The organism is Bacillus alveayuensis (assembly GCA_030812955.1).
Lineage (GTDB): Bacteria > Bacillota > Bacilli > Bacillales > Aeribacillaceae > Bacillus_CB > Bacillus_CB alveayuensis.
The window spans coordinates 207,065-229,494 of the sequence record JAUSTR010000001.1 but is presented as its reverse complement, the minus strand read 5'-3'; the positions used below and the strand labels follow the sequence as shown (position 1 = coordinate 229,494).

Below are 22,430 nucleotides of genomic sequence, written 5' to 3'. Positions count from 1 at the left end.
GAGAATTATTAGATTATTTTGATTTAAAAATTTATATGTTACCGCTTTCATCCTTGTCATTATCACATTTCCATAATAAGAAAAATTTTTAAAAAATTTTTTATGACCTTTTCGTTTCCCGAAATCAAATAGCCAAAATTTTTCAGCCCATCAACTAAAATAAAAACATCAACTAAAATAAAAAACCCTTTCCATATAGGAAAGGGTAATTATATGTAAAAGGAATGGCGTCCCAGGAGAGATTCGAACTCCCGACCGACGGCTTAGAAGGCCGTTGCTCTATCCAGCTGAGCTACTGGGACCTAATTACACAAATATATTTAATTTATCAATTTAACAAATGGATTTTTGTCGTCCCGCTCTCAGAATGTTTATTCAAGATGTGGCTCGAGCGGTACGCTGATGCTCCTCAATGAAGCAAACTCGTACGTGCTCTATCCAGCTGAGCTACTGGGACATGATATTTATTTTTCAAACACATCAACGACAATTGTTATTATACTTATATAACTCAATAAAGTCAATAACTTTTTTTATTTTTTTGAGGGAGAAAAAATTCTCCCTCAAGATGGTTAAGCAATTTGAAAAGCAGTGGACATATGCTTTAATAATTCTCCATTTTCGTCGTAAAAATCGACGTTTGCTTGGCCGTTGTCTATTTGTAGTATAACATATGTTTTTTCTTTTCGCATCCTTGGAAAGCTGATACTACCTGGATTAATAAATAATATTCCTTCTACCATTTCCGCTCCTAGGATATGTGAATGACCAAAACAAACAATGTTTGCTCCAGCTTCTATTGCTCTATATTTTAACTTCATTAATGTTGATTTTACAGAATATAAATGTCCATGTGTAACGAAAAAACGGAGCGAGCCTATATCTTGAATGATTTCGTTTGGAAATGAATCAAAATCACAATTTCCCCGTACAACAAGCATATCTAATAGAGCCTCACATCCAACTTGAAGTTCAGAGTCACCACAATGAATCATAGCCTCTACTTCATCTTGATGTCGCTCCTTGATCTTTTTTAACGATTCAATGTTTCCATGACTATCGCTAATGATCAGCACTTTCATGGTTAAATTCTCCCCAATGATTAATTATTTTCTCTAGTTTCTTTAATGCATTGGCACGATGGCTTATTTGATTTTTTTCTTTTTTTTCTAATTGTGCCATTGTTTTACCTTTTTCTTGAACATAAAAAATAGGATCATAGCCAAAACCGTTTTGCCCAATTGGTTGTTTTGTAATGATACCTTCGCAAACACCTTCTACTGTTATCGTTTTTTGCCCTGGAATTGCTAGTGCGAGTACACATTGAAATCGGGCTGTCCGTTGTTCATGAGGAACACCTTTTAATTTTTCCAATACTTTTTCAATATTTTTTTCATCATTTTTCTCATTCCCTGCATATCGTGCCGAATAAACTCCAGGCTCACCGTTCAGTGCATCAATAGATAGGCCTGAGTCATCTGCAATAACGGGTTTTTTCAACATATTCGAAATGGTTTCAGCTTTTAAAATGGCATTTTCCTCAAACGTTTTTCCCGTTTCCTCTACATCTGGCGCTTCATTTAAATCAAGCAGTGATAACACCTTGAAACCCTTTGGCTCCAACATTTCTTTAAATTCCCGAACTTTTCCTTCATTTTTTGAAGCAATTATTAATTCTTTCATGATTGTTCCTCTTTCTTTTCCTCAAAGTTTTCCCCTATTTTTTCTGCTAAATCACCTAATGCTTCTTTTTGGAACTCAAATAACTGCCTAATGCCACTTTCAGCTAACTCTAATAATTTGAATAATTGTTCTTTCGAAAAGGTTGCTTCTTCTCCTGTCCCTTGTAATTCAACAAATTGTCCGTCAGAAGTCATCACAATATTCATGTCTACTTCTGCTATTGAGTCTTCTGCGTAATCTAAATCTAATATAGCTCCATGTTCCCGAACAATTCCAACAGATGTTGCAGCTAAAAAACGAGTCACCGGCAGCTCTTTTAGCTCTCCTTTTTCCACCATTTTACTAAGAGCAAGTACAATCGCAATAAACGACCCTGTTATAGCAGCGGTTCTTGTTCCACCGTCTGCCTGAATTACGTCACAATCTATCCATATCGTCCGTTCACCTAATTGATCTAAATCCACTACTGCCCGTAACGCTCGTCCAATTAAACGTTGAATTTCCATTGTCCGGCCAGAAATTTTCCCTTTTGTTGATTCACGGATCGTTCTTTGCTCCGTCGCCCGCGGCAGCATAGCATATTCTGCCGTAATCCATCCTTTACCTTCTCCACGCATAAACGGAGGGACACGATCTTCAATACTTGCATTGCAAATAACTTTTGTATCCCCTACAGATATTAATACAGATCCTTCTGGATGTTTAACAAAATCTGTCACGATTTGTACTTGTCTAAGCTCATCCGGTCTTCTACCACTTTGACGCATGATATTCCCTCCAGACTAAATTCACTATGTATTATTTTCATTATTTCCGATCGTCGATTATTCTTAGAACTGCCAAAATAAGAAAGCAAGCCCCTTTAACTTCCAAGAAATAAGAGGTAGCTTTTGAAGCATACCTCTTTTAGCTCATCTTTTATAGTATATCAAAAATGGCTCATTAAAAACTACCAGTGTTTACATTCACAGGCCTAGTTACTGGTTCTGTTAATTGACGCCCATTTTCATCAATGAGATCTTGCTTTCCATTTACTTGAAGGACCACACTCTCAACACCAGGCTGCTCCGTAACCGTTAATACTAAGGCGTTCAATATATTGTTAGATATTATTTTCTTTTCCTCTTCAAAGCTACTATAAATCGCCTCATTAAAGTTTAAAGTAACTTGGCCATTCTCGTAAATAGGATCTTCAAGCAATTTTACACCTGGTTGAAATTCATTTAATAATCCCGTTGTAAGCTCAGGTCCCTTAATTAACTCATTTACTGCAGCTGCAACATCATCCTTCTCTTCATTACTGACCCTTTTTGTTACCGGTACATAATATATTTTCCCTTCTTGTTCTGCTAAATAATAAACCGTTAGTGGATGAGTATTCGTTATGTCAACAACTGAGGAGGAGGCCATATTAATTCCATCCTGGCGGCTTACCCCTTCATCAATCGGTGTACCATTTACCGGCATTTCCTTCAATTCATGGCCGTTAACCCAAATTTTAACTTTATTTATCGTATCAAATTGAGTTAACGTCCATGTAATAGCTTGTAAAATTTTTTGTTCATCTTCCGGTTTATATTCCGTGAATTCTTTTGAAAAATCGACAATCGCTGTCCCATCTTCCTTAATATTAACCCCTTGAACAACCGTTCCTTGCGGTAATACAGCCCTAAAACCATTTGGTAATAAATTCGATATAGGGCCGTCCACAACTAAATATTCCATCACTTGTTTAGCTACTTCTTTTGTTTCAGGTAATTCAAATGTTTGAGGCACAACCATTCCATTTTTATCAATTAAATAGAGAACTCGTTTTACTGATTCAGTACTTTCACCCTCCTTTAAATTTTCTTGCTTATTTTTTTGATCTGTTACTTCAGCTTCTTGATTAAGCTCCTCACTATCTTCCATATAAGAGATATCTTGTGGAGGATCAATTTCCTTACTGGCCTCCCCGCTGTCAAACAATCCGCATCCAGTTAACAAAACAGAAGTTGTCAATAAAGCAGCAGCTGCTAATCTCACTCTGTTTTTAGGCATTCGAATCCCTCCTAAGGCAGTTTGTACTACTATTTATACGAGCTATCTTCGAAATTAGACCGTATTTGATTAAAATCATCCCTTGAGAACAGTAAAAAAATTTTTATGCCTTTAGGTAAAGATAATCGTTGATGGCCATGAGAGGTAGCAGCCTGCCGTACCTCTTTCCTATTTAGTAATCCTTTCCACGTAAAAAGCTGCTTCAACACATCACTATGAAGTCATGTATTGAAGCAGCCATTTTCTTCTAAGCCAAACTTTTATGTAAATGTTTTGAAGTAAAAAGACCATTGAGAATAATGCTACTTATTGAAAAACAGTTTGATATTTATAAAGAATTGTATTTATAAAGTAATTGTTTTTACATGATCAATTTCATAGCCAAACCATTTTGAGGCTATTTTTTGAAAGATTTCTTTTTCACCTGTAGTTAAAAAAAGATGATCCTTCTCCCCTTCTACTTCATTTAACATATGATGAAACGATAGAATCGTACTTACCTCTCGTGCTGTTTCGTCCCCAGAAGAAATAATTTTCACATCACGTCCCATATATTTTTGAATAATTGGCTTTAATAAAGGATAGTGAGTACATCCTAAAATTAATGTATCAATCCTTTTACCTTTAAATGGAAGCAATGACTCTGCCACAACATAATGAGCTTCCTTTCCTTCGAAGTTTCCACTTTCTACTAATGGAACGAAACGAGGGCATGCCAAGCTTTCAATCATTGTCTTACTATTTATTTTTTTTAGCGCTTGAACATATGCTCCACTTGCTATCGTTCCTTCCGTTCCAATGACGCCAATATGGCTGTTTCTTGTGGCGTTTAATGCAGCACGAGCACCTGGTTGAATAACACCTATAACTGGAATATCCAGTTTTTCTCGAATTTCTGATAATACAATTGCTGTAGCTGTATTACAGGCAATGACTAACATTTTAATATGATGGTTAGCTAACAAATAGTTTGTCATTTCCCATGTAAACTGGCGAACCTCTTCTTTTACCCGCGGACCATAAGGACAACGGGCCGTATCTCCTAAATAAATAATTTCTTCTTTCGGTAATTGTCTCATAATTTCTTTTGCAACTGTTAAGCCACCAACGCCAGAATCGATGACACCAATTGGTCTGTTCAAAAAATCGCTCCTCATTCTATGTTTTTTATTTCTAATCATACAAGAACCTATTACGTGATCCTTTCGTGATTTCGTTTGTATCAATTTAACATACATATTTTCCACTTTTTCTAGTTACATTTCAAGTGCTTCTTGATGACAAAATGTTTTCATTAAAACAACCGGCTTTATCTCCAAAGCCGGTTATACATAATTGGAAGATCATTAGAATAAAGAGAGGGGAAAGGAAGAGTGAAAGTGTAAAAAATAGTTCTTAATGGTAAATATGTCTACTCCTTTATTTTTCCATTTCATCAACAGAAGAAAGCCCCCATTGATGTAAAGAGACATATCTATTAAAGTTCAAGTTCTCCCATACGGAGAAGCTCTATAACTGCTTGTGAACGTCCTTTTACACCGAGTTTCTGCATCGCATTCGAAATATGATTCCGGACTGTTTTCTCACTAATAAAAAGTTCACTCGCAATTTCCTTTGTTGTTTTGTCTTGTACAAGTAATTCAAACACTTCTTTCTCTCTTTTCGTTAGCAGTGGCTTGGATTGAAACTCTTTCTCCTTCAACGATTGTAACCCTCCTTGCTAGGTGAGAGCTGATCTATCGGATGGGTATGGTATATATTTAGTCAACATATTGTATGTGATTGTAATGAAACTGTGACTAAAAAAGCGGAGGGTGTACGATAAATAGGCTTTATTCTATAAAACCGATTAACTACGAAAAAGCTGACTCATACATCATGGCTAAGCGATGTATGAGTCAGCCCGAATCATCATTAACTATCTATATAATCGCTACCAAACATTTTACGGAATGAATGAACAGTCGTTTCTCTGTTTAATGCTGCAATGGATGTTGTAAGCGGAATTCCTTTAGGACAAGACTGAACACAGTTTTGTGAGTTCCCGCAGTTAGCAAGCCCTCCATCGCCCATAATCGCTTCCAAGCGTTCAGATTTATTCATGGCACCAGTCGGATGGGCATTAAATAAACGTACTTGTGAAAGAGGTGCTGGACCGATAAAGTTTGACTTGCTATTTACATTTGGACATGCTTCTAAACAAACTCCACATGTCATACATTTTGATAGCTCATATGCCCATTGACGTTTTTTCTCAGGCATACGAGGACCTGGTCCAAGATCGTATGTTCCGTCAATTGGAATCCAAGCTTTTACTTTTTTCAAGGAGTCAAACATACGACTTCTATCTACTTGCAGGTCACGAATAACTGGAAAAGTTCTCATTGGTTCTAAGCGTATTGGTTGCTCAAGCTGATCAACAAGAGCCGTACAAGATTGGCGCGGCTTTCCGTTAATCACCATTGAACAAGCACCACAAACTTCCTCTAAACAGTTCATATCCCATGCAACAGGTGTTGTTTTTTCACCTTTTGCATTCACTGGATTGCGACGAATTTCCATTAAAGCGGAAATGACGTTCATATTCGGGCGATAAGGAATTTCAAACTCTTCTTTGTAAGGGGCAGAGTCTGGTCGATCTTGTCTCGTAATAATGAATCGAACCACTTTTTTCTCGCTCATCTTACTTTTCCCCCTTTTTCTTTGTATAGTCACGTTTACGAGGTTTAATGAGTGATGTATCTACATCCTCATAGTGGAACTTAGGTCCTTCTGTTTCTCCTGCAAAACTTGCCATTGTTGTTTTGAGCCATTCTTCATCGTTGCGGTCAGGGAATTCAGGCTTATAGTGTGCCCCACGGCTTTCATTACGGTTATAAGCACCTAATGTGATCACACGAGCAAGCTGGAGCATGTTTTTCAATTGACGTGTAAAGGTTGCACCTTGATTGCTCCATTTTGCAGTATCGGTAATGTTAATACGTTCCCAACGTTCCATTAGTTCTTGAATCTTTTCATCTGTTTTTAAAAGCTTATCATTATAGCGGACAACTGTTACATTATCAGTCATCCATTCTCCTAATTCTTTATGAAGGAGGTAGGCATTTTCATTTCCATCCATTTTCAAAATTTCATCCCATTTTGCTTGTTCTTCTTTTACTCTCGCATCATAAAGTGTAGAAGATAAATCCTCTGCAGATTTTTCTATACCATTCATATATTCAACAGCTTTCGGACCTGCTACCATACCTCCATAAATAGCAGATAATAAAGAGTTTGCTCCTAGACGGTTTGCACCGTGTTGGGAATAGTCACATTCACCAGCAGCAAATAGTCCCGGGATATTTGTCATCTGATCATAATCTACCCATAATCCACCCATTGAGTAATGAACAGCTGGGAAGATTTTCATCGGAACTTTACGTGGGTCTTCTCCCATAAATTTTTCATAAATTTCGATTATACCGCCAAGTTTAATATCAAGTTCTTTCGGATCTTTATGGGAAAGGTCTAAATAGACCATATTTTCTCCATTAATTCCAAGTTTTAAGTCTACACATACATGGAAAATTTCACGTGTCGCGATATCACGTGGGACTAAGTTTCCGTAAGCTGGATATTTCTCTTCAAGGAAATACCATGGCTTTCCATCTTTATACGTCCATACTCGTCCACCTTCACCGCGTGCAGATTCACTCATTAGACGTAATTTGTCGTCTCCTGGTATCGCAGTTGGATGAATTTGGATAAATTCCCCATTTGCGTAATAAGCACCTTGCTGATATACAATAGATGCTGCAGAGCCGGTATTGATAACAGAGTTTGTTGATTTTCCAAAAATAATACCAGGTCCACCTGTAGCCATAATAACCGCATCAGAGCGGAATGATTGGATTTCCATAGTTGTTAAATTTTGCGCAACAATTCCACGGCAACGTCCTTCATCGTCTTGAATAATCCCTAAAAATTCCCATCCTTCATACTTTGTTACAAGACCAGCAACCTCATGACGGCGAACTTGCTCATCTAAAGCATATAAAAGCTGTTGTCCAGTTGTTGCTCCAGCATATGCCGTACGATGATGCTGTGTACCACCAAAGCGTCGGAAATCTAATAATCCTTCTGGTGTACGGTTAAACATGACACCCATGCGATCAAGAAGATGAATAATTCCAGGTGCTGCCTCACACATTGCTTTAACAGGCGGCTGATTGGCTAAAAAGTCTCCACCGTAAACTGTATCATCAAAGTGCTCCCAAGGAGAGTCACCTTCACCTTTTGTATTAACTGCTCCATTAATTCCACCTTGTGCGCAAACAGAGTGTGATCGTTTAACAGGAACTAATGAAAATAACTCGACAGGTACGCCGGCTTCTGCTGCTTTGATCGTTGCCATTAATCCTGCTAAGCCGCCACCGACAACAATTAATTTACCACTCATAAGGTCCACTCCCTTTGTTAGCTAATTTGTACCATTATACGAAAGCAAAAATTGCTCGTAATCCTACAATAGAAAGCGCTACGAAAATTCCCATTGTAACATATGTTGTGATTTGCTGAGAACGAGGAGTAACAGTGATCCCCCAACTAACTGCAAATGACCATAGACCATTGGCGAAGTGAAAAATGGCTGAAAGCACACCTACTATGTAAAAGACTAACATAACAGGACTACTTAAAATGCTGGCCATCATGTCAAAGTTGACGTCTGCTCCGAATGCTGCAGCTATGCGTGTTTCCCACACGTGCCAAGCAACAAAAATAAGCGTAATAATACCAGTTATACGTTGTAGGAGAAACATCCAATTTCGAAAATAACTATATTGACTAACATTGTTTTTTGCTGTAAAAGCAATATAAATACCATAAATAGCATGATATAAAAGTGGAAGAAAAATAATGAATACTTCTAAAAAGTACCTAAAAGGCAAATTTTCCATAAAATGAGCAGCCTCGTTGAAAGCCTCAGGCCCTTTTGTTGCAAAATGGTTGACAACAAGATGTTGAATTAAAAATATGCCAATTGGTACAACTCCTAATAGTGAATGTAATCTCCGGTTAACAAATTCTCTGTTACCTGCCATGGACACTAACCCCCTAATCTCAAATACATATTCATTTTTGGATCTCTCCTACTCCCCAGCTTTTCTTCGTATACATTTATCAAACATGGTAATATACAATGTTCGACAAATGTATAGCTAAAATACTCGAAAAACTTTATGACAAATTCATTGTACTCTCATCTGGAAATAGCGTCAAGAAAACGTGTTCAAGTATTCAAATTTTTAGAAAAATTAATGTATAAAATTTGATTTATTTTTACTTTATTAATATGTTTAAATTCTTATTAATTAATTGAATATCTATTTATCTTCCATCCTTTCATAAAGTTGTTATAATATTATTGGTTTAGAAGAAAGAGGGGAATCGCGTGAAAATCAATACATTAAAAGAGAAAATGGAACACCTTCAAGATTTACGAGTAAGTGCATTCGGATACGAATTATTACGTGAAATTTTAATCCCAGACTTGCTCGGTCAACATTCAAGCTCGCTTTTATATTGGGCCGGAAAGCGTCTTGCCCGTCAATATCCTTTATCTTCTACTGAAGAAATCATTTCTTTTTTTTCTTATGCTGGTTGGGGTATGCTTGAAATCATAAACGAAAAGAAACATGAAATCGTAATGGAATTAACGAGCGAGTTGATCACAACGCGTTTTACGTTGCAAAAGACCCCTTCATTTCAACTTGAAGCAGGATTTATCGCTGAGCAAATTCAACAAATGAACCAAGTTGTGACGGAAACGTATGAAGAGATTAAACCTCGTGCTAAAAAAGTAATCTTTACAGTTAAATGGGATTCTAAAGACCAAACTTAAAGGGGAGTAAGCTTTCAAACTCCCCTTCTCATTCCATTACTTCACAACTTCTTCTTGCTTTGATAAGTTGAAGGCTTCATGCAGGACTTCAACGGCTTCAACCATTTTATCTTCATCCACAACGACAGATACTTTAATTTCTGACGTACTGACCATTTTAATGAGGATACCGTGATCGGCTAATTCGTTAAACATTTGCGCTGCTACCCCTGGATTTGATATCATACCTGATCCAACGATCGAAACTTTTGCTAAATTTTTCTCATATTCAATTTTTTCAAATTGAAGCTGGTTTTGATGTTGTTTTAGCACTTTTAATGTTTCATCAAGGTCCTCTGTTTTAATCGAGAAAGAAATAGAAGTGAGTTCTTCTTTTGAAGTACTTTGAATGATAATATCGACATTAATTCCGTGTTCTGCAAGCGTTGAGAAAATCGTAGATAATGTATGAATACTATTTGGCAGCCCGCATACAGACACCCTTGTCACTTGATCTTCAAAAGCAATTCCTCTTACAACTAAATTTTGTTCCATGTATGTTTCCTCCTCTACAATTGTCCCTCTTTCCATTTCCATACTTGATCTTACTTCAAGCAATACGTTGTAGTTTTTCGCGAATTCAACAGCTCTTGGATGCAGCACACCAGCTCCTAAATTAGCCAATTCAAGCATTTCATCATAAGAAATAGCTTCAAGCTTTCGTGCTCCTTTCACATAGCGGGGGTCTGTTGTAAATACCCCTGTCACATCTGTATAAATGTCACATTTTTCAGCTTTAAGCGCTGCAGCCAATGCAACCGCTGTTGTATCAGACCCGCCTCTTCCTAACGTTGTAATTTCACCGCTTTCCGTCATTCCTTGGAATCCAGCTACGATGACAATTTTCCCTTGTTTCAGCTCTTGCTCCAGTCGATCTGTTATAATTTTCGTGATTCGCGCATTTCCGTGAACAGGTTCTGTCATAATTCCTGCCTGCCAACCTGTAAACGAAACGGTTTCATAGCCTTGTTCTTGCAAAGCCATTGACAATAAGGAAATGGTCACTTGTTCACCTGTCGTTAAGAGCATGTCCATTTCTCTTTTACTCGGTTTTTTGGATATTTCATGAGCAAGTGATACTAACTGATCTGTCGTTTTACCCATTGCTGACACGACAACGACAACATCTTTTCCACGGTCTTTTTCAGCAATGACTCGTTTGGCTACATTTTGAATTCGCTCAACACTCCCTACAGAAGTTCCACCAAATTTTTGAACAACTATTCCCATTTCCACTTCTCCTCTTTTCTTTATTCTCCTTTGTGATCGATGTTCATGTGTATAAGGTTTGATTGGAAAGCTATTTGACCAATAAAAAAAGCAATGAGACCTGATCTCATTGCTAGCCTAAACGAAAAATATAAACTTATTCATCGTTCTAGCATCAATGAGATAGCTCTCCAAGAAGTTTTCTCCCTTCTTGACAGTCCTACATTTATTCAATGTAGAACCAGCGAGATAAGCAATGGATCTTACCTCACTTCGGCGACGCTCCCCTTTCAAATGCAATCTTTGGAGTCCATTCTCCTCATGCATTTTACTCTTGAAGTTCGCACCTCTATCTTCATAACACGAACGAACTAAACGATCACAGTATTCAATTTAAATAAATAGTAACAGACAATTGTTGTAATTTCAATGTTAACTTTTGAATTTTTCCAATATTTTTTGTGCGATATTTTTTGGCATACCTGCACGACGTAAATCCTCAAGGTTAGCTTTTTTCATTTGATCGATGGACCCGAAAGCTTTTAAAAGCTGCTGTTTTCTTTTTTGTCCAACCCCTGGAATATCATCTAAAACAGATTTAAAAGCTTGTTTGCTGCGCACTTGGCGGTGAAATGTAATCGCAAACCGGTGTACTTCATCTTGAATTCGTTGGAGTAAATAAAATTCTTGACTGTTTCTTTCCAGTTCCACAACTTCTGGTGGGCTGCCAATGACTAAATGTGCCGTTCGATGCTTTTCATCTTTTACTAATCCTGCTACAGGAATATCAAGTCCTAATTCATTTTCTAAAACGTCTCTTGCTGCACTTATTTGACCTTTTCCACCATCGACAATAATCAAATCCGCTAGCGGCAATGACTCTTTTAATACACGAGTATAACGCCTTCTAATAACCTCTTTCATTGACTCATAATCATCGGGTCCTTCGACAGACTTAATCTTAAATTTTCTATATTCTTTTTTATTCGGTTTTCCATCTGTAAACACAACCATCGCCGATACGGCATCCGTCCCTTGTATATTGGAGTTGTCAAACGCCTCGATTCTTTGCGGTGTCGGGATTTTCAAATGCTTCCCAAGGTTTTCAATTGCTTTAATTGTTCTGTCTTCATCGCGCTCAATTAAAGAAAACTTTTCCTTTAATGATATTTTCGCATTTTTATAAGCAAGTAAAACGAGATCCTTTTTTACTCCTCTTTTTGGCTGCAAGACTTCTATTTGAAGGAGCTCCTTCACAAGATCAGCTTCTACATCATCCGGTAACAAGATTTCTTTTGGCAAAATATGATGATTTTGCGAATAAAATTGTCCTAAAAACGTTAAAAACTCCTCTTCCGGCTCCCGATAAATTGGAAAAATCGAAACATCGCGCTCGATTAAATTCCCTTGTCTAATAAAAAAAACTTGAACGCACATCCATCCTTTATCATAGTAATAAGCAAATACATCCCGATCTACAAAATCGTTCAATACCATTTTTTGCTTTTTCATAAGAGTTTCTATATAGGCAATTTGATCACGATATTCTTTAGCCTTTTCAAACTCAAGCGCTTCTGATGCTTTGAGCATTTTTTCCGTTAGCTCTTTTTTTACTTCTTGATAACCACCTTTTAGAAAGCGTGAAATTCCTTCAACCATCTTCTTATTCGTTTCTTCTGAAATATCGTTTACACAAGGAGCAAGACATTGTCCCATATGATAATATAAGCAGACACGATCTGGCAACGTATGACATTTTCTTAAGGGATACATGCGGTCAAGCAATTTTTTTGTTTCTCGGGCAGCTTGAACATTTGGATATGGACCAAAGTATTTACCTTTATCTTTTTTCACCTTGCGCGTAACGATGAGGCGTGGATGACGTTCTGCAGTGATTTTAATAAAAGGATAGCTTTTGTCATCCTTTAACATCACATTATACTTAGGATCATGTTTTTTTATTAAATTCATTTCTAATAACAGTGCTTCTATATCCGAAGAGGTCACGATATATTCAAAGTCAGCAATTTCATTCACTAAACGTAACGTTTTCCCATCATGGGTACCCGTAAAATAGGAGCGTACACGGTTTTTCAACACTTTCGCTTTTCCAACATAAATGACTGTACCATGTTTATCTTTCATTAAATAGCAGCCTGGCTGATCAGGTAGCAGTGCTAGTTTTTCTTTTAGATGCTCGTACATTTTGATCACTCCGTTACTCCCATTTATAAAGTATTATTTTACTATAAACAGGATCAAAAATCTCACTTGATGAAAATTCCGCTACTTTTTCAAGACGGTTTGATAGATCAAATCCTTGTTGTTCAAATCCTTCTACAACATGATTTGTCACATAAATCGTTCGATCTTCATAATAAGAAATATCTTGTAAAAACAATGAATACGTCATCAACCGTTTATGTTGAAAAGACACATTTTCATATTCCATTACTCTCGTTTCTTCCCATGTATAAACAATAAAGGGTTCTTCTTGCTCGTTTAAAAAATGAATAAATTGGTGTACGGCAGGAGTTTCATTTTTTTGCTTGACTAACAAATCAATCGATACATATGCTTGAAAAACGAAAACAGCCGTCATGAACCATATGAATGTTCGCTTTCGAAATGATAATAAGCATTTTGTCCAAATAAAAAACACACATATGGAAGCAAGCGGCAATACATGTCTTGGCTTTTCAATATTTTGGGCCAATAAGGCCCAAAAAAAATAAGCGACAAAGCTAGAAATCAGTAATACATCAAGCTTTGTTAATCTTCCTTTTATGGAAAAAGCTAAAGCTATCCCTAATAAAACGAGATATAAAATACTTAAGATGACCGACTGCCCTGATATTCCCGTCCATAATAAATTATATAACACGAATTGAGATAATCTCTCTCCAATTGATCCATCACTTTCAACAGTGATCGCTCCTCCCCAATCAGAAAAATGTCCGTTGATGAACGAAATGGCTAGTGAAAGAAAGCTATGTAAGCCCCCCTCTGACAAGATTAATCCGAAGATCCAAACACTTTGGAAAAACAGTGCAAAAAGTAGATGAACAATTATTTTTTTCCAATTCTTATGATCTTTCCATTCTTCCAACCAAAGCCATATTAGCCCAATTCCTAACGGTATATAAGATAAACGAATACCTAGCAATATGCTAAATAAAAATGATGGCAACAATTTTAGCCATTGCCGCTTTTGATTTCGAGCATAAATAAGAGACCACAAAAACCACCACATGGCCGCAATTGCAGCTCCCTCTGACATTGGCTGTACCGTAATGACTGTTAAAAACGGAAAAGAAACAACAAAGCTTGTAACGAAAAGCCCCCGATTTTGAACGGCTGTCTTTGCTAATTGATAAATGGGAAAAAAAGAAGTGATATATATAAAAATATTGAAATATACAAGGGATTTGATTGGATCCTGTAAAAAAGTCGAAAAAAGCATACCTCCTAAAATAAAATAAGGATAACCTGGAAAATGGGGCTGCATTCTAAGTAAATCATATTGTACAACACCGAGAGCAAAATCTACTTCGTCCCAACTGCTTACACGAGAAAGAGAGTTTTGAACCATATAAAAAAGAAGAATCCCGATCATGAAAAAATAAAACCATTGGAACTTCTTTTCGACACGATTTCCCAAGAAATACTAACCTCCCATCGAGAAAACTATATGAAATGAAAGCAAGGCACGCTATAAGCGAGCCTTCAGACTGTTGGCAAACGCTTGCATTCTTTGTTACTTCGCCCTCTTCGAATGCTCATTACCTTACTTGGTAACTCCGCTTCTCATCGGGCTCGTGCCTCGAATGACAAGCGTTTTCATTCAGTCTGAAAATTTGTTTCATATAGACTTTGTCTACACACACTGAAGGCTCGCTATAAGCGAGCCTTTTTGTTAAGCATTCATTGATTTGATTTCCATTTCCTTATTCGTTTGAATAGGTTTTGATCGTTTCCCTAAAAATTTCACCCATAGAAACACTCCGATAAAGTATAACCAATATGCCGCTACTTGTTCAAATGAAGGATTATGACTGTAGCCAAACATTGCTGCCATAAACAGACCAATTTGCCCACTAATCATCACTTCTTTTCCAGTATCCCGTTCGTAATGAACTTCATCGACATAATGTTCAGGCATAAATTCAATGATGTTATAAAGTGGTGCTGGTTTTCCTTCTGGTGTCGTAATGATTGATCCCATTTTCCCTAAGTCTTGCAATATCCCAATTCCTTGAACAAGTAATCCTGCAGCAATAAACATAATTAATACGCCTGTCACATTAAAGAAAGCTTTTAGTGATATTTTCATTGTCCCTGTAAAGAAAAGGTATCCAATAAGAAGTGCCATTAACAATCCACTTAACGCACCATAGCTTGTAAATACTTTTGTAATATCACCACCCGAAATGGCTGCAAAATAAAAAACGGTTTCAACCCCTTCACGGACGACAACAAGATAAGAATGGATAATCATCGCTGAAGCACTACCTGCTGTGACAACAGCTTGAATTTTTTTCTGCAAGTCACTATTAATATCTTTGGATTGTTTTTTCATCCAATGAACCATGTGCGTGAGTAATAGCACTGACGCAAACATAATTCCAACTTTTAAATAAACTTCCGCTCCAAAACTTGAAAAGCCGGTTAAAACCACTTGAAAAATCAATGCGACAATGAAGCTTGAGACAATGGCAAGAAAAACTCCTAAATAAACCCATTTATTATACTTATTAGCGTTCAGTCGAGTTAAATATGAAATAATTAAACCGACAATTAAAATAGCTTCAAGTGCTTCGCGAAATGTAATCAGAAAAGCTTGGAAATCCATGATGTGATCCCCCCTCTATCCTTGTTGTCATGATGTTCTTTTTTTTCTTCTCTGTATGAAGACGATTAATACAAAAATAATGACTAATGCGATTGTAAACCATAACCAAAAAGGGTGGCTTTCATCATTTAAGGATGTATCGATCCCTAAATTTTCTTCTGTTAAATGAGAACCATCACTCTCTGAATTGTTCGGAAGCGGGAACGTTGTAGAAATACGATCAATGATAAAAGTAAGGTTATCGTTAAACGTTTCCGGGTCATTTTCTTGATTTCCGATTCCAAATAACCCAGGATTCCCCAAAGAAACAAGCATATCATCAAAAGCTTTATAAATTTCATCTGCCTTCTCTTGACCGAGCTCCTTAACAGCTAATGGATATAAAACGTCGTATGTCCCTCTTGCCTTCGCTAATAAAAGCTTTGCTTGACCATATTCATTAAAAGATTCTTCAGCAAAATGCAGGCGACGTTCAATGTTTAGTGCTAAGGCAGCTTGATAGCTCTTTAATAAAAGCTCACGATCCTTCTTGTCAAAAGCTTCCTCAATAAACTTTTTTGGTTTCGTAAAATATAACTCAAATTCTTTTTGATAGTTTTCATAAACCGCAAAAGCTTGATCCCACTGGCCATCTTTTGTATATTGATCGATTTCTTTATACGCTTCCGCAAAATTTTCTTTTCCCGGATCTCCGTATGAATAAGCATTTGCTGTCGAAACAAATATGTAGTTGAAAATAATTATCATTATCATATTTGACAAAAAAAACATTTTAATAGCTTTCATCTTATATCCTCCTACATTGATAATGATAATAATTATCAGCAAAAAAGTCAATATGATCATTTATTATAAATGCAGTTTTTGCAAACTTTCGTTCTATTCATCTCATCAATGAAAAACATATGAAATGAGAAAAGTGGCGGAGAATTATCGATTGACTTATGAAATCTTTAAAGCAACTTCAATAAAGAAAAGAGCTGCAAAAACTATTGTCAGCTCTTTTATGAGATTTTTTCGTTTCTATTGTATTGTTCTAATATGTGAGCTGATCGATCAACTTCTACTTTTGTAACCGGTCGTATCATTTCCTTTATGATCGCAGGAAGCACTGAGCTCATATATGCTTTAAATTTTATAAACGACTCTCCTTTTGTCCTTACTTGATAATTTATTGGTACTTCCTTTACCCGAAACCCTTTTCGTAATAAATTAAGTGTCACGACTTGTGCGTAATTGTAATCATGAATGATCTCTGCATTCTCCATCGCCTGTTTTGTAAATGCTCTCATCCCAGATTGCCCGTCATAAATCCATTTTCTTAAAAGAATGCTTTGTAAAAAGGTAAAACAGTAGTTTCCAATTCGACGATGCCATTTCATCCCTTTAATCGTTCCTAAAAAACGAGAGCCCATCGTATAATCTGCTTCTCCTTTAAAAATTGGCTCTAGTAATTGCGGAATTTGCTCGGCTGGATATTCATTATCCGCATCAATCATAACACCAATGTCTGCACCTAGCTTTAAACATTCTTTTAAAGCCGTTCTTACAGCTGCTCCGAGTCCGCGATTGGTCGAATGCTGAACAATATAATCCGCCCCAGCTTCTTTTGCCACCTTCACTGTACGATCTTTAGAACCATCATCCACAACTAATATTTGAACGGAAACGTTCTGGTGAAAATTTCGAGGAATTTTTTTTATGACATCCGCAATGGATTCTTCTTCATTATATGCTGGAAGAAAGACCATCACTTTCTGCTGTTTCATTTTCGTTCACCTGCTGTCTTTTTTAATGCCTCTACTAATACTGGACCACGGCTATGACTCGGATATGGTGCTCCTAATAAATAACTAATCGTCGGAGCAAGGGAAACAAGAGAATGCTTTTCACGTATGGCTTTCCCTTCTTCAATGGAAGGCCCCGCCATAAAAAATGGAACGAAACGCTCTCCCTCGTCTAAATGGCCGTGCCCCCCAATTCCATCAGCTTGTCCATGATCAGCACATATGATCAAAGTTGTATCTTCCATCTTTCCTTTCTCCTCTAACCAATCCACATACTCTTTTATTAACGCATCCGCTTCTTCTATTTTTTCGATATATTCATCATATAATACACCGCGGCTATGGCCGATTTGATCGGTTCCAATTAGTTGTACGACAAGCAAATCGGGATCTTGTTCGTCCATAATTTTTTTTGCTCGCTCAATGATATTGCGATCTGCTTCATCCTTATGCATAACCGCCGTAACCGTTTCAACATCATCACCCATTGAATCAACGAGGTGAGCAATACCGAGAAGTCTTCCTTTTTTACCAACTTTCCGTAGGGAATCAAAAATACTTTCGACTTTAATCCCCAGCTTCCACACCATATTCGATTTAATCCCGTGCTCAAAAGGATAAGTCCCAGTAAACATTGATGTAAAGCATACGACTGTTCTCGCTGGATATACGGTTTCCATTTGTGTAAATTCAGTACCTCTACGTCTGAGCTCATCTAAAAATGGGGTATTCGCTTCCTCAAAGCGCTCCTTTCTCATTCCATCAATGACGATGACAACGACTTTTTTTGTTACAGCCTCTTTCGGTGGTGGAACATTTTGTGTGTATGTCGAAATAATAGAAGGTTTCCAATCGAAAAGTTTTTGATGCAATATAAACGCAAATACCGATACAAACAAGTAAAAGCATGCAATGAAAAGCCAATCGTAATATTCAAATTCAGTTAAATCCGATATATAGAAATAATTCCAAACCGATAATAATAGTAAAAACTTCGGTAGCTGTTCTTGAGCATTTCCACTTGTTGAATCACTATTTTTTAATACAAGCTTCCAAAATCTTGTGAAATTTAACCAAGATGTTCCGATTCGCAAATGATAATATAACGTCCCCCAAAAAAATACGGTAAAAAAGAAATAGAGCAAAATAGCCGTAACCAAAAGAGGAATTGACACAACTTGAAACAAAATTAAATAGATGACAAAGGGAATCCATAAATAATTCCGTAGAAAAAGCGGAAAATCAAATAAATAATAAACAATAAATAAAGGCAAAGTCATAAGAAATGATGAATAAAGATTCCAATCGAATACATTAGTTAAATGAAAGATGAACATCGTTCCGACTGTAAAAATAGGAGTAAATGGCTTTCCCTCATTTAATAAATTCCAACAACGAGCGGCAAATTTTTCAAAAGCTGATGCTTGTTTCACGAAAATCCCCTTTCCTTTAACAAAGAACGAATACGTGTAACATCAAGTGGATGTAATGTAAATGCAATGATACCGACAATAAACGAAAATATAAATTTAAATAAATGCGTAACAACAGCAGCTGCTAATCCAGTAGCATAAGGAACATTTAGCGCCTTTAATCCAAATGACATCATTGCTTCATATGTTGCAAGTCCACCTGGGGTTATTTGAAAAAACTGTCCTCCTACCGTTAAGCTGTTTACCCACACGGCTTGCAGCCACGTGATTGGGTTGGAATGGTCCATTAACACACCAAATAAGACAATCCCTTCTAAAAACCAACTTATGATAACAATGCTTACAATATAAAATCCTTGTTTTCCAATAAGTCCGGCTTTCAATAGTCTCCAATGACGAGTATAAAAATCTTTGAAACATTTATTTGCTATCAAGAAGATGAAGGCAAGAAGCCCACCTGCTAATAAGGCTATATAAACAAACGGTCGTGCAATAAAAACGTTTTGAAACAATAACAAACCTCCACATGCACTAATAGCTGCTAAAATGAAAACGTCAAGAAATCGCATCACAAGAACAGAATGAATGACTTCATCTTTTTTCATTTTATTTTCATTTTGTAAAACGACTATCCCAATTCGAACAAGATCTCCACCTTTAAATGGCAGAAGATGATTAAAAAGCATGCTGTAAAACACACCACTTAAACAAACTTTATACAAAACCCTCTTTTGCATGTACAAATACCAAGCATAGGCACGAAGCAAAAAAGCTTGTAAATAAACAAAAATCATGAAAATTAAAAGAGCTGGGTGCATGACGATCAATATGCCCATATCCTTTAAAATATTCCAGTCAAAATAAAAAAGAACAAGCCATAAACATAAAATGACGAGAAGGAGGCCGACTAGCATTTTTATTTTACTTTGCATATGCTTTCGCCCACTCAACAGTCTTTCTCAATCCTTCTTGAAATGTTGTCTTCGGCTCAAAGCCTAACAATTTTTTTGCTTTTGTAATATCTGCCCATGTCCATGCTACATCCCCAAGCTGTCGTTTTGTTTCAACGAACTTCATTTCAGGGAAAAACTGTTTCATTTCCTTCACAACTTCTAATAGAGGAATCGGCTGTGAGCTCCCAATGTTAAAGACATCTGATTTTTTATTATATGTTAGGGCACGGAGAATGCCTTCTACCGCATCATCTATATAAGTGTAATCTCGAGCCGAATTTGTTCCATACAATTCAATCGCTTTACCTGCAAGCGATTTTTGTAAAAATTTTGTAATCGCCATATCTGGTCTTCCCCAAGGACCATAAACAGTAAAAAATCTCAAAATGGTCACTTGAATCCCATATAAATGCTCATACGCAAAACAAAAGGACTCAGCACCATATTTCGCGGCAGCATAAGGAGAAATGACCTGGCCATTAGCCATATCTTCTTTCATTGGTTTTGGGTGGATATTTCCATATACAGATGAGGAAGAAGCAAACAATACATGGTTTACTGACGTTTCCCCCGCCGCTTTTAATACATTGACTGTTGCTTTAATATCATAGTCAATATAATCTTCCGGGTGTAAAATAGAGTTTCTGACACCAGGTAATGCAGCAAGGTGAATGACCGCATCTGGAAGGAATTTTTGAAAGCAATTCAACGTCTTTTCCTCGTTTCGTAAATCGAATTGCTCAAAAAAGAATGACCCCGCTTCTTTTATATAGGCAAGATGATCTTTTTTTCGTTCAACACTATAATAAGGATGAAAATTATCAATAACAAGAACAGCGTGTCCCTCTTTTATAAGGGCACGAGCAACATGTGTACCGATAAATCCAGCTCCACCAGTCACAATAATCTTCATAGCTACACCCTCAAACTTATGTCATCCTATCAATATACATGTTTACATCCATCATCGCAATATGATATTTTTCCCTCAAATGAAAAAGCCGCAAATGCGGCTTTTTCGGCTTATGATCAACGCTCACATCAATGTTTCATTTTAACACGTTCACAGACTTTATCATTAACAGAAGTTCGATTGAATGATTCTTTTACTCTAACTCTTGTAATAATGATAATACAGCTTCACTATGCTTGCTAGCTTCATCTGTATTTTGTTCACTTACAGCATTAAACCAGCTTTCAGCATGCTCAAATAATTCATTTGTTTTTTCTTCTCCAAGAACTTCTAATAATTCTAGTTCAATCATTTTCGTAAACATATTACCTTCTAATGCTTCGACACGCGCTTCAACAAATTCTTCATTTTCTAATGCAGCAGCTGTTTTTTCGTGATATCCTTTCGCTTTTCCTAAAATCGCCTTTGTGAATAATTGGTCAACTTCAGAAGCTTTAATGGTTTTCGCGTCTGTTTGATCAAGTGAGAAGATTTCATCTAATTTCGCAGCAGCTTCTTCATCTCCACCAGATAAAGAGCCTTTAATAGCTTGTAAGAATCCCCAAGCTTCTGCTTGTTCAATTTTTAGCTCTGTTTCATCTTTTCCTTCTTTAATGCCAGCTTCAATCTTTTCAGCATATGAGTTAGCTGCTAAATAATAACTGCGATAAATAGACTTATCGGTAATCTGAGTATAAACTTTATAATCTTCTACATTTTCATTGTTTAATGCTTCTTCTTGTGCTGATAAACCAGCATTAATATTTTGCTCTAAGCTTTTGTCGCCCTCAAGCTGATAATACTCATCACGCTTAACTGCTGTTGGAATAAACACTTCATTTGCTAAATGTTTTATTTCATCAAAAGCAGCTTTTGCCTTATCAACATCTCCAGCCTCTAAAAAGGCAACAACATCTTTATGTAAGCTTTTTTGTTTTTGATAAAAGTAAGATTGTGTTACTTTATCGATGATTTGGCGAGCAATATTTTGTTCTAAATCACCGTTTTGCCCTGCTGTAATAGCTGCCGAAATCGCTTGGTCCATTTCTCCACTTTCATCAATTTTGTTGACCTCAGGTTGAAGATGATTTGTATAATTTGTTGATACGAAGTTCCAATCGACTTCTTTATTTTCTTTCATTTTTTCTAGTTCTGCTTTTATTTCTTGATAAGCCGTTACTTGTTTTTCAACTTGTGAAAAGTCCGTATTATTTTGTTTTTCATCTACTTTTTCGCTTTCCTCTGTAGACGCTTCTTGTTTTTCTTCAGTCGTTTCATTAGAACAAGCAGCAAGTACACCACCAGCGAGCAATGCAGTGGCAAATAAAGATAATGCCGTACGCTTTTTCATCGTAATGGTTCCTCCTATATTGAAATTGAAAATTATTATCAATACAAACTAATTTGATTATAATAAGAACGATTTTCATTGTCAATACTATTTTTCATTCAGAAGGATTTCATTTCAAAATAAAATAGCCTCCTACATAATGGAAGCTATTTTAAACTGTTTATGAGAAGATGACCTGTTTATGAACCTTTAATTTAAAAAGCTTAGGCGTCCAGAAAAAGAATGCTCCTTCCGAAAAGCCTCTTTC

Annotated in this window: 20 protein-coding genes, 1 tRNA gene and 1 riboswitch; of the genes, 1 reads left to right on the top strand and 20 read right to left on the bottom strand. The window is 36.5% G+C overall.

Features of this window, described 5'->3' with window-relative positions; all coding sequences use genetic code 11:
* Positions 1 to 225 precede the first annotated feature (225 nt).
* From J2S06_RS01120 to J2S06_RS01075, 10 genes are all read right to left on the bottom strand, one after another.
* A tRNA-Arg gene (locus J2S06_RS01120) sits at positions 226 to 302 on the bottom strand.
* 270 nt (positions 303 to 572) lie between these two features.
* On the bottom strand, positions 573 to 1,082 hold the full coding sequence (locus tag J2S06_RS01115) for a metallophosphoesterase family protein (RefSeq protein ID WP_044893063.1): 510 nt from the start codon (positions 1,080 to 1,082) through the stop codon (positions 573 to 575).
* Positions 1,063 to 1,683, bottom strand: a complete 621-nt coding sequence (locus tag J2S06_RS01110; RefSeq protein ID WP_044893062.1) for an XTP/dITP diphosphatase — start codon at positions 1,681 to 1,683, stop codon at positions 1,063 to 1,065. The genes J2S06_RS01115 and J2S06_RS01110 overlap by 20 nt, the downstream gene beginning before the upstream one ends.
* Positions 1,680 to 2,450: a ribonuclease PH gene (gene rph, locus J2S06_RS01105; RefSeq protein ID WP_044893061.1), complete on the bottom strand. Its 771-nt coding sequence runs from the start codon at positions 2,448 to 2,450 to the stop codon at positions 1,680 to 1,682. Before rph ends, J2S06_RS01110 begins: the two co-directional genes overlap by 4 nt.
* A gap of 175 nt (positions 2,451 to 2,625) precedes the next feature.
* Complete coding sequence (locus tag J2S06_RS01100; protein WP_044893060.1) at positions 2,626 to 3,723, bottom strand: GerMN domain-containing protein; 1,098 nt, start codon at positions 3,721 to 3,723, stop codon at positions 2,626 to 2,628.
* Between the two features lie 344 nt (positions 3,724 to 4,067).
* Positions 4,068 to 4,880, bottom strand: a complete 813-nt coding sequence (gene racE / locus J2S06_RS01095) for a glutamate racemase (RefSeq protein ID WP_419151440.1) — start codon at positions 4,878 to 4,880, stop codon at positions 4,068 to 4,070.
* Positions 4,881 to 5,200: 320 nt separating this feature from the next.
* Positions 5,201 to 5,425, bottom strand: a complete 225-nt coding sequence (gerE, locus tag J2S06_RS01090; RefSeq protein WP_044893058.1) for a spore germination transcription factor GerE — start codon at positions 5,423 to 5,425, stop codon at positions 5,201 to 5,203.
* A gap of 212 nt (positions 5,426 to 5,637) precedes the next feature.
* On the bottom strand, positions 5,638 to 6,405 hold the full coding sequence (gene sdhB, locus J2S06_RS01085; protein WP_044893057.1) for a succinate dehydrogenase iron-sulfur subunit: 768 nt from the start codon (positions 6,403 to 6,405) through the stop codon (positions 5,638 to 5,640).
* Position 6,406: 1 nt separating this feature from the next.
* Positions 6,407 to 8,164, bottom strand: coding sequence for a succinate dehydrogenase flavoprotein subunit (gene sdhA, locus J2S06_RS01080; protein WP_044893056.1), 1,758 nt, complete (start codon positions 8,162 to 8,164; stop codon positions 6,407 to 6,409).
* Between the two features lie 34 nt (positions 8,165 to 8,198).
* Positions 8,199 to 8,807: a succinate dehydrogenase cytochrome b558 subunit gene (locus J2S06_RS01075; protein ID WP_044893055.1), complete on the bottom strand. Its 609-nt coding sequence runs from the start codon at positions 8,805 to 8,807 to the stop codon at positions 8,199 to 8,201.
* 377 nt (positions 8,808 to 9,184) lie between these two features.
* Here J2S06_RS01075 and J2S06_RS01070 point away from each other — a divergent pair, with 377 nt between their 5' ends.
* On the top strand, positions 9,185 to 9,607 hold the full coding sequence (locus J2S06_RS01070) for a YslB family protein (RefSeq protein ID WP_044893065.1): 423 nt from the start codon (positions 9,185 to 9,187) through the stop codon (positions 9,605 to 9,607).
* Between the two features lie 36 nt (positions 9,608 to 9,643).
* On the opposite strand, the gene J2S06_RS01065 is transcribed toward J2S06_RS01070, so the two are convergent.
* From J2S06_RS01065 to J2S06_RS01020, 10 genes are all read right to left on the bottom strand, one after another.
* Positions 9,644 to 10,876, bottom strand: coding sequence for an aspartate kinase (locus J2S06_RS01065; protein ID WP_044893054.1), 1,233 nt, complete (start codon positions 10,874 to 10,876; stop codon positions 9,644 to 9,646).
* Positions 10,877 to 11,031: 155 nt separating this feature from the next.
* Positions 11,032 to 11,215, bottom strand: a riboswitch (Lysine riboswitch).
* Between the two features lie 72 nt (positions 11,216 to 11,287).
* A complete protein-coding gene (uvrC, locus tag J2S06_RS01060; protein ID WP_419151017.1) occupies positions 11,288 to 13,060 on the bottom strand; it encodes an excinuclease ABC subunit UvrC in 1,773 nt (590 codons plus the stop codon).
* 13 nt (positions 13,061 to 13,073) lie between these two features.
* Entirely contained in the window at positions 13,074 to 14,516 is a 1,443-nt protein-coding gene (locus tag J2S06_RS01055) for a nucleoporin-interacting protein (RefSeq protein WP_419151016.1), read from the bottom strand.
* Positions 14,517 to 14,771: 255 nt separating this feature from the next.
* A complete protein-coding gene (locus J2S06_RS01050; RefSeq protein ID WP_044893052.1) occupies positions 14,772 to 15,707 on the bottom strand; it encodes an FTR1 family iron permease in 936 nt (311 codons plus the stop codon).
* 27 nt (positions 15,708 to 15,734) lie between these two features.
* Entirely contained in the window at positions 15,735 to 16,493 is a 759-nt protein-coding gene (locus J2S06_RS01045) for a hypothetical protein (protein ID WP_419151015.1), read from the bottom strand.
* Positions 16,494 to 16,711: 218 nt separating this feature from the next.
* A complete protein-coding gene (locus J2S06_RS01040; RefSeq protein ID WP_419151014.1) occupies positions 16,712 to 17,476 on the bottom strand; it encodes a glycosyltransferase family 2 protein in 765 nt (254 codons plus the stop codon).
* Complete coding sequence (locus J2S06_RS01035) at positions 17,473 to 18,927, bottom strand: alkaline phosphatase family protein (RefSeq protein WP_419151013.1); 1,455 nt, start codon at positions 18,925 to 18,927, stop codon at positions 17,473 to 17,475. Before J2S06_RS01035 ends, J2S06_RS01040 begins: the two co-directional genes overlap by 4 nt.
* Positions 18,924 to 19,859, bottom strand: a complete 936-nt coding sequence (locus tag J2S06_RS01030) for a lysylphosphatidylglycerol synthase transmembrane domain-containing protein (RefSeq protein ID WP_044893048.1) — start codon at positions 19,857 to 19,859, stop codon at positions 18,924 to 18,926. Before J2S06_RS01030 ends, J2S06_RS01035 begins: the two co-directional genes overlap by 4 nt.
* Entirely contained in the window at positions 19,849 to 20,793 is a 945-nt protein-coding gene (locus tag J2S06_RS01025; protein ID WP_044893047.1) for an NAD-dependent epimerase/dehydratase family protein, read from the bottom strand. Before J2S06_RS01025 ends, J2S06_RS01030 begins: the two co-directional genes overlap by 11 nt.
* A 193-nt stretch (positions 20,794 to 20,986) precedes the next feature.
* Positions 20,987 to 22,183 carry a hypothetical protein gene (locus tag J2S06_RS01020; RefSeq protein WP_419151012.1) on the bottom strand — a complete coding sequence of 399 codons (1,197 nt, stop codon included), beginning with the start codon at positions 22,181 to 22,183 and terminating at the stop codon, positions 20,987 to 20,989.
* Positions 22,184 to 22,430 lie beyond the last annotated feature (247 nt).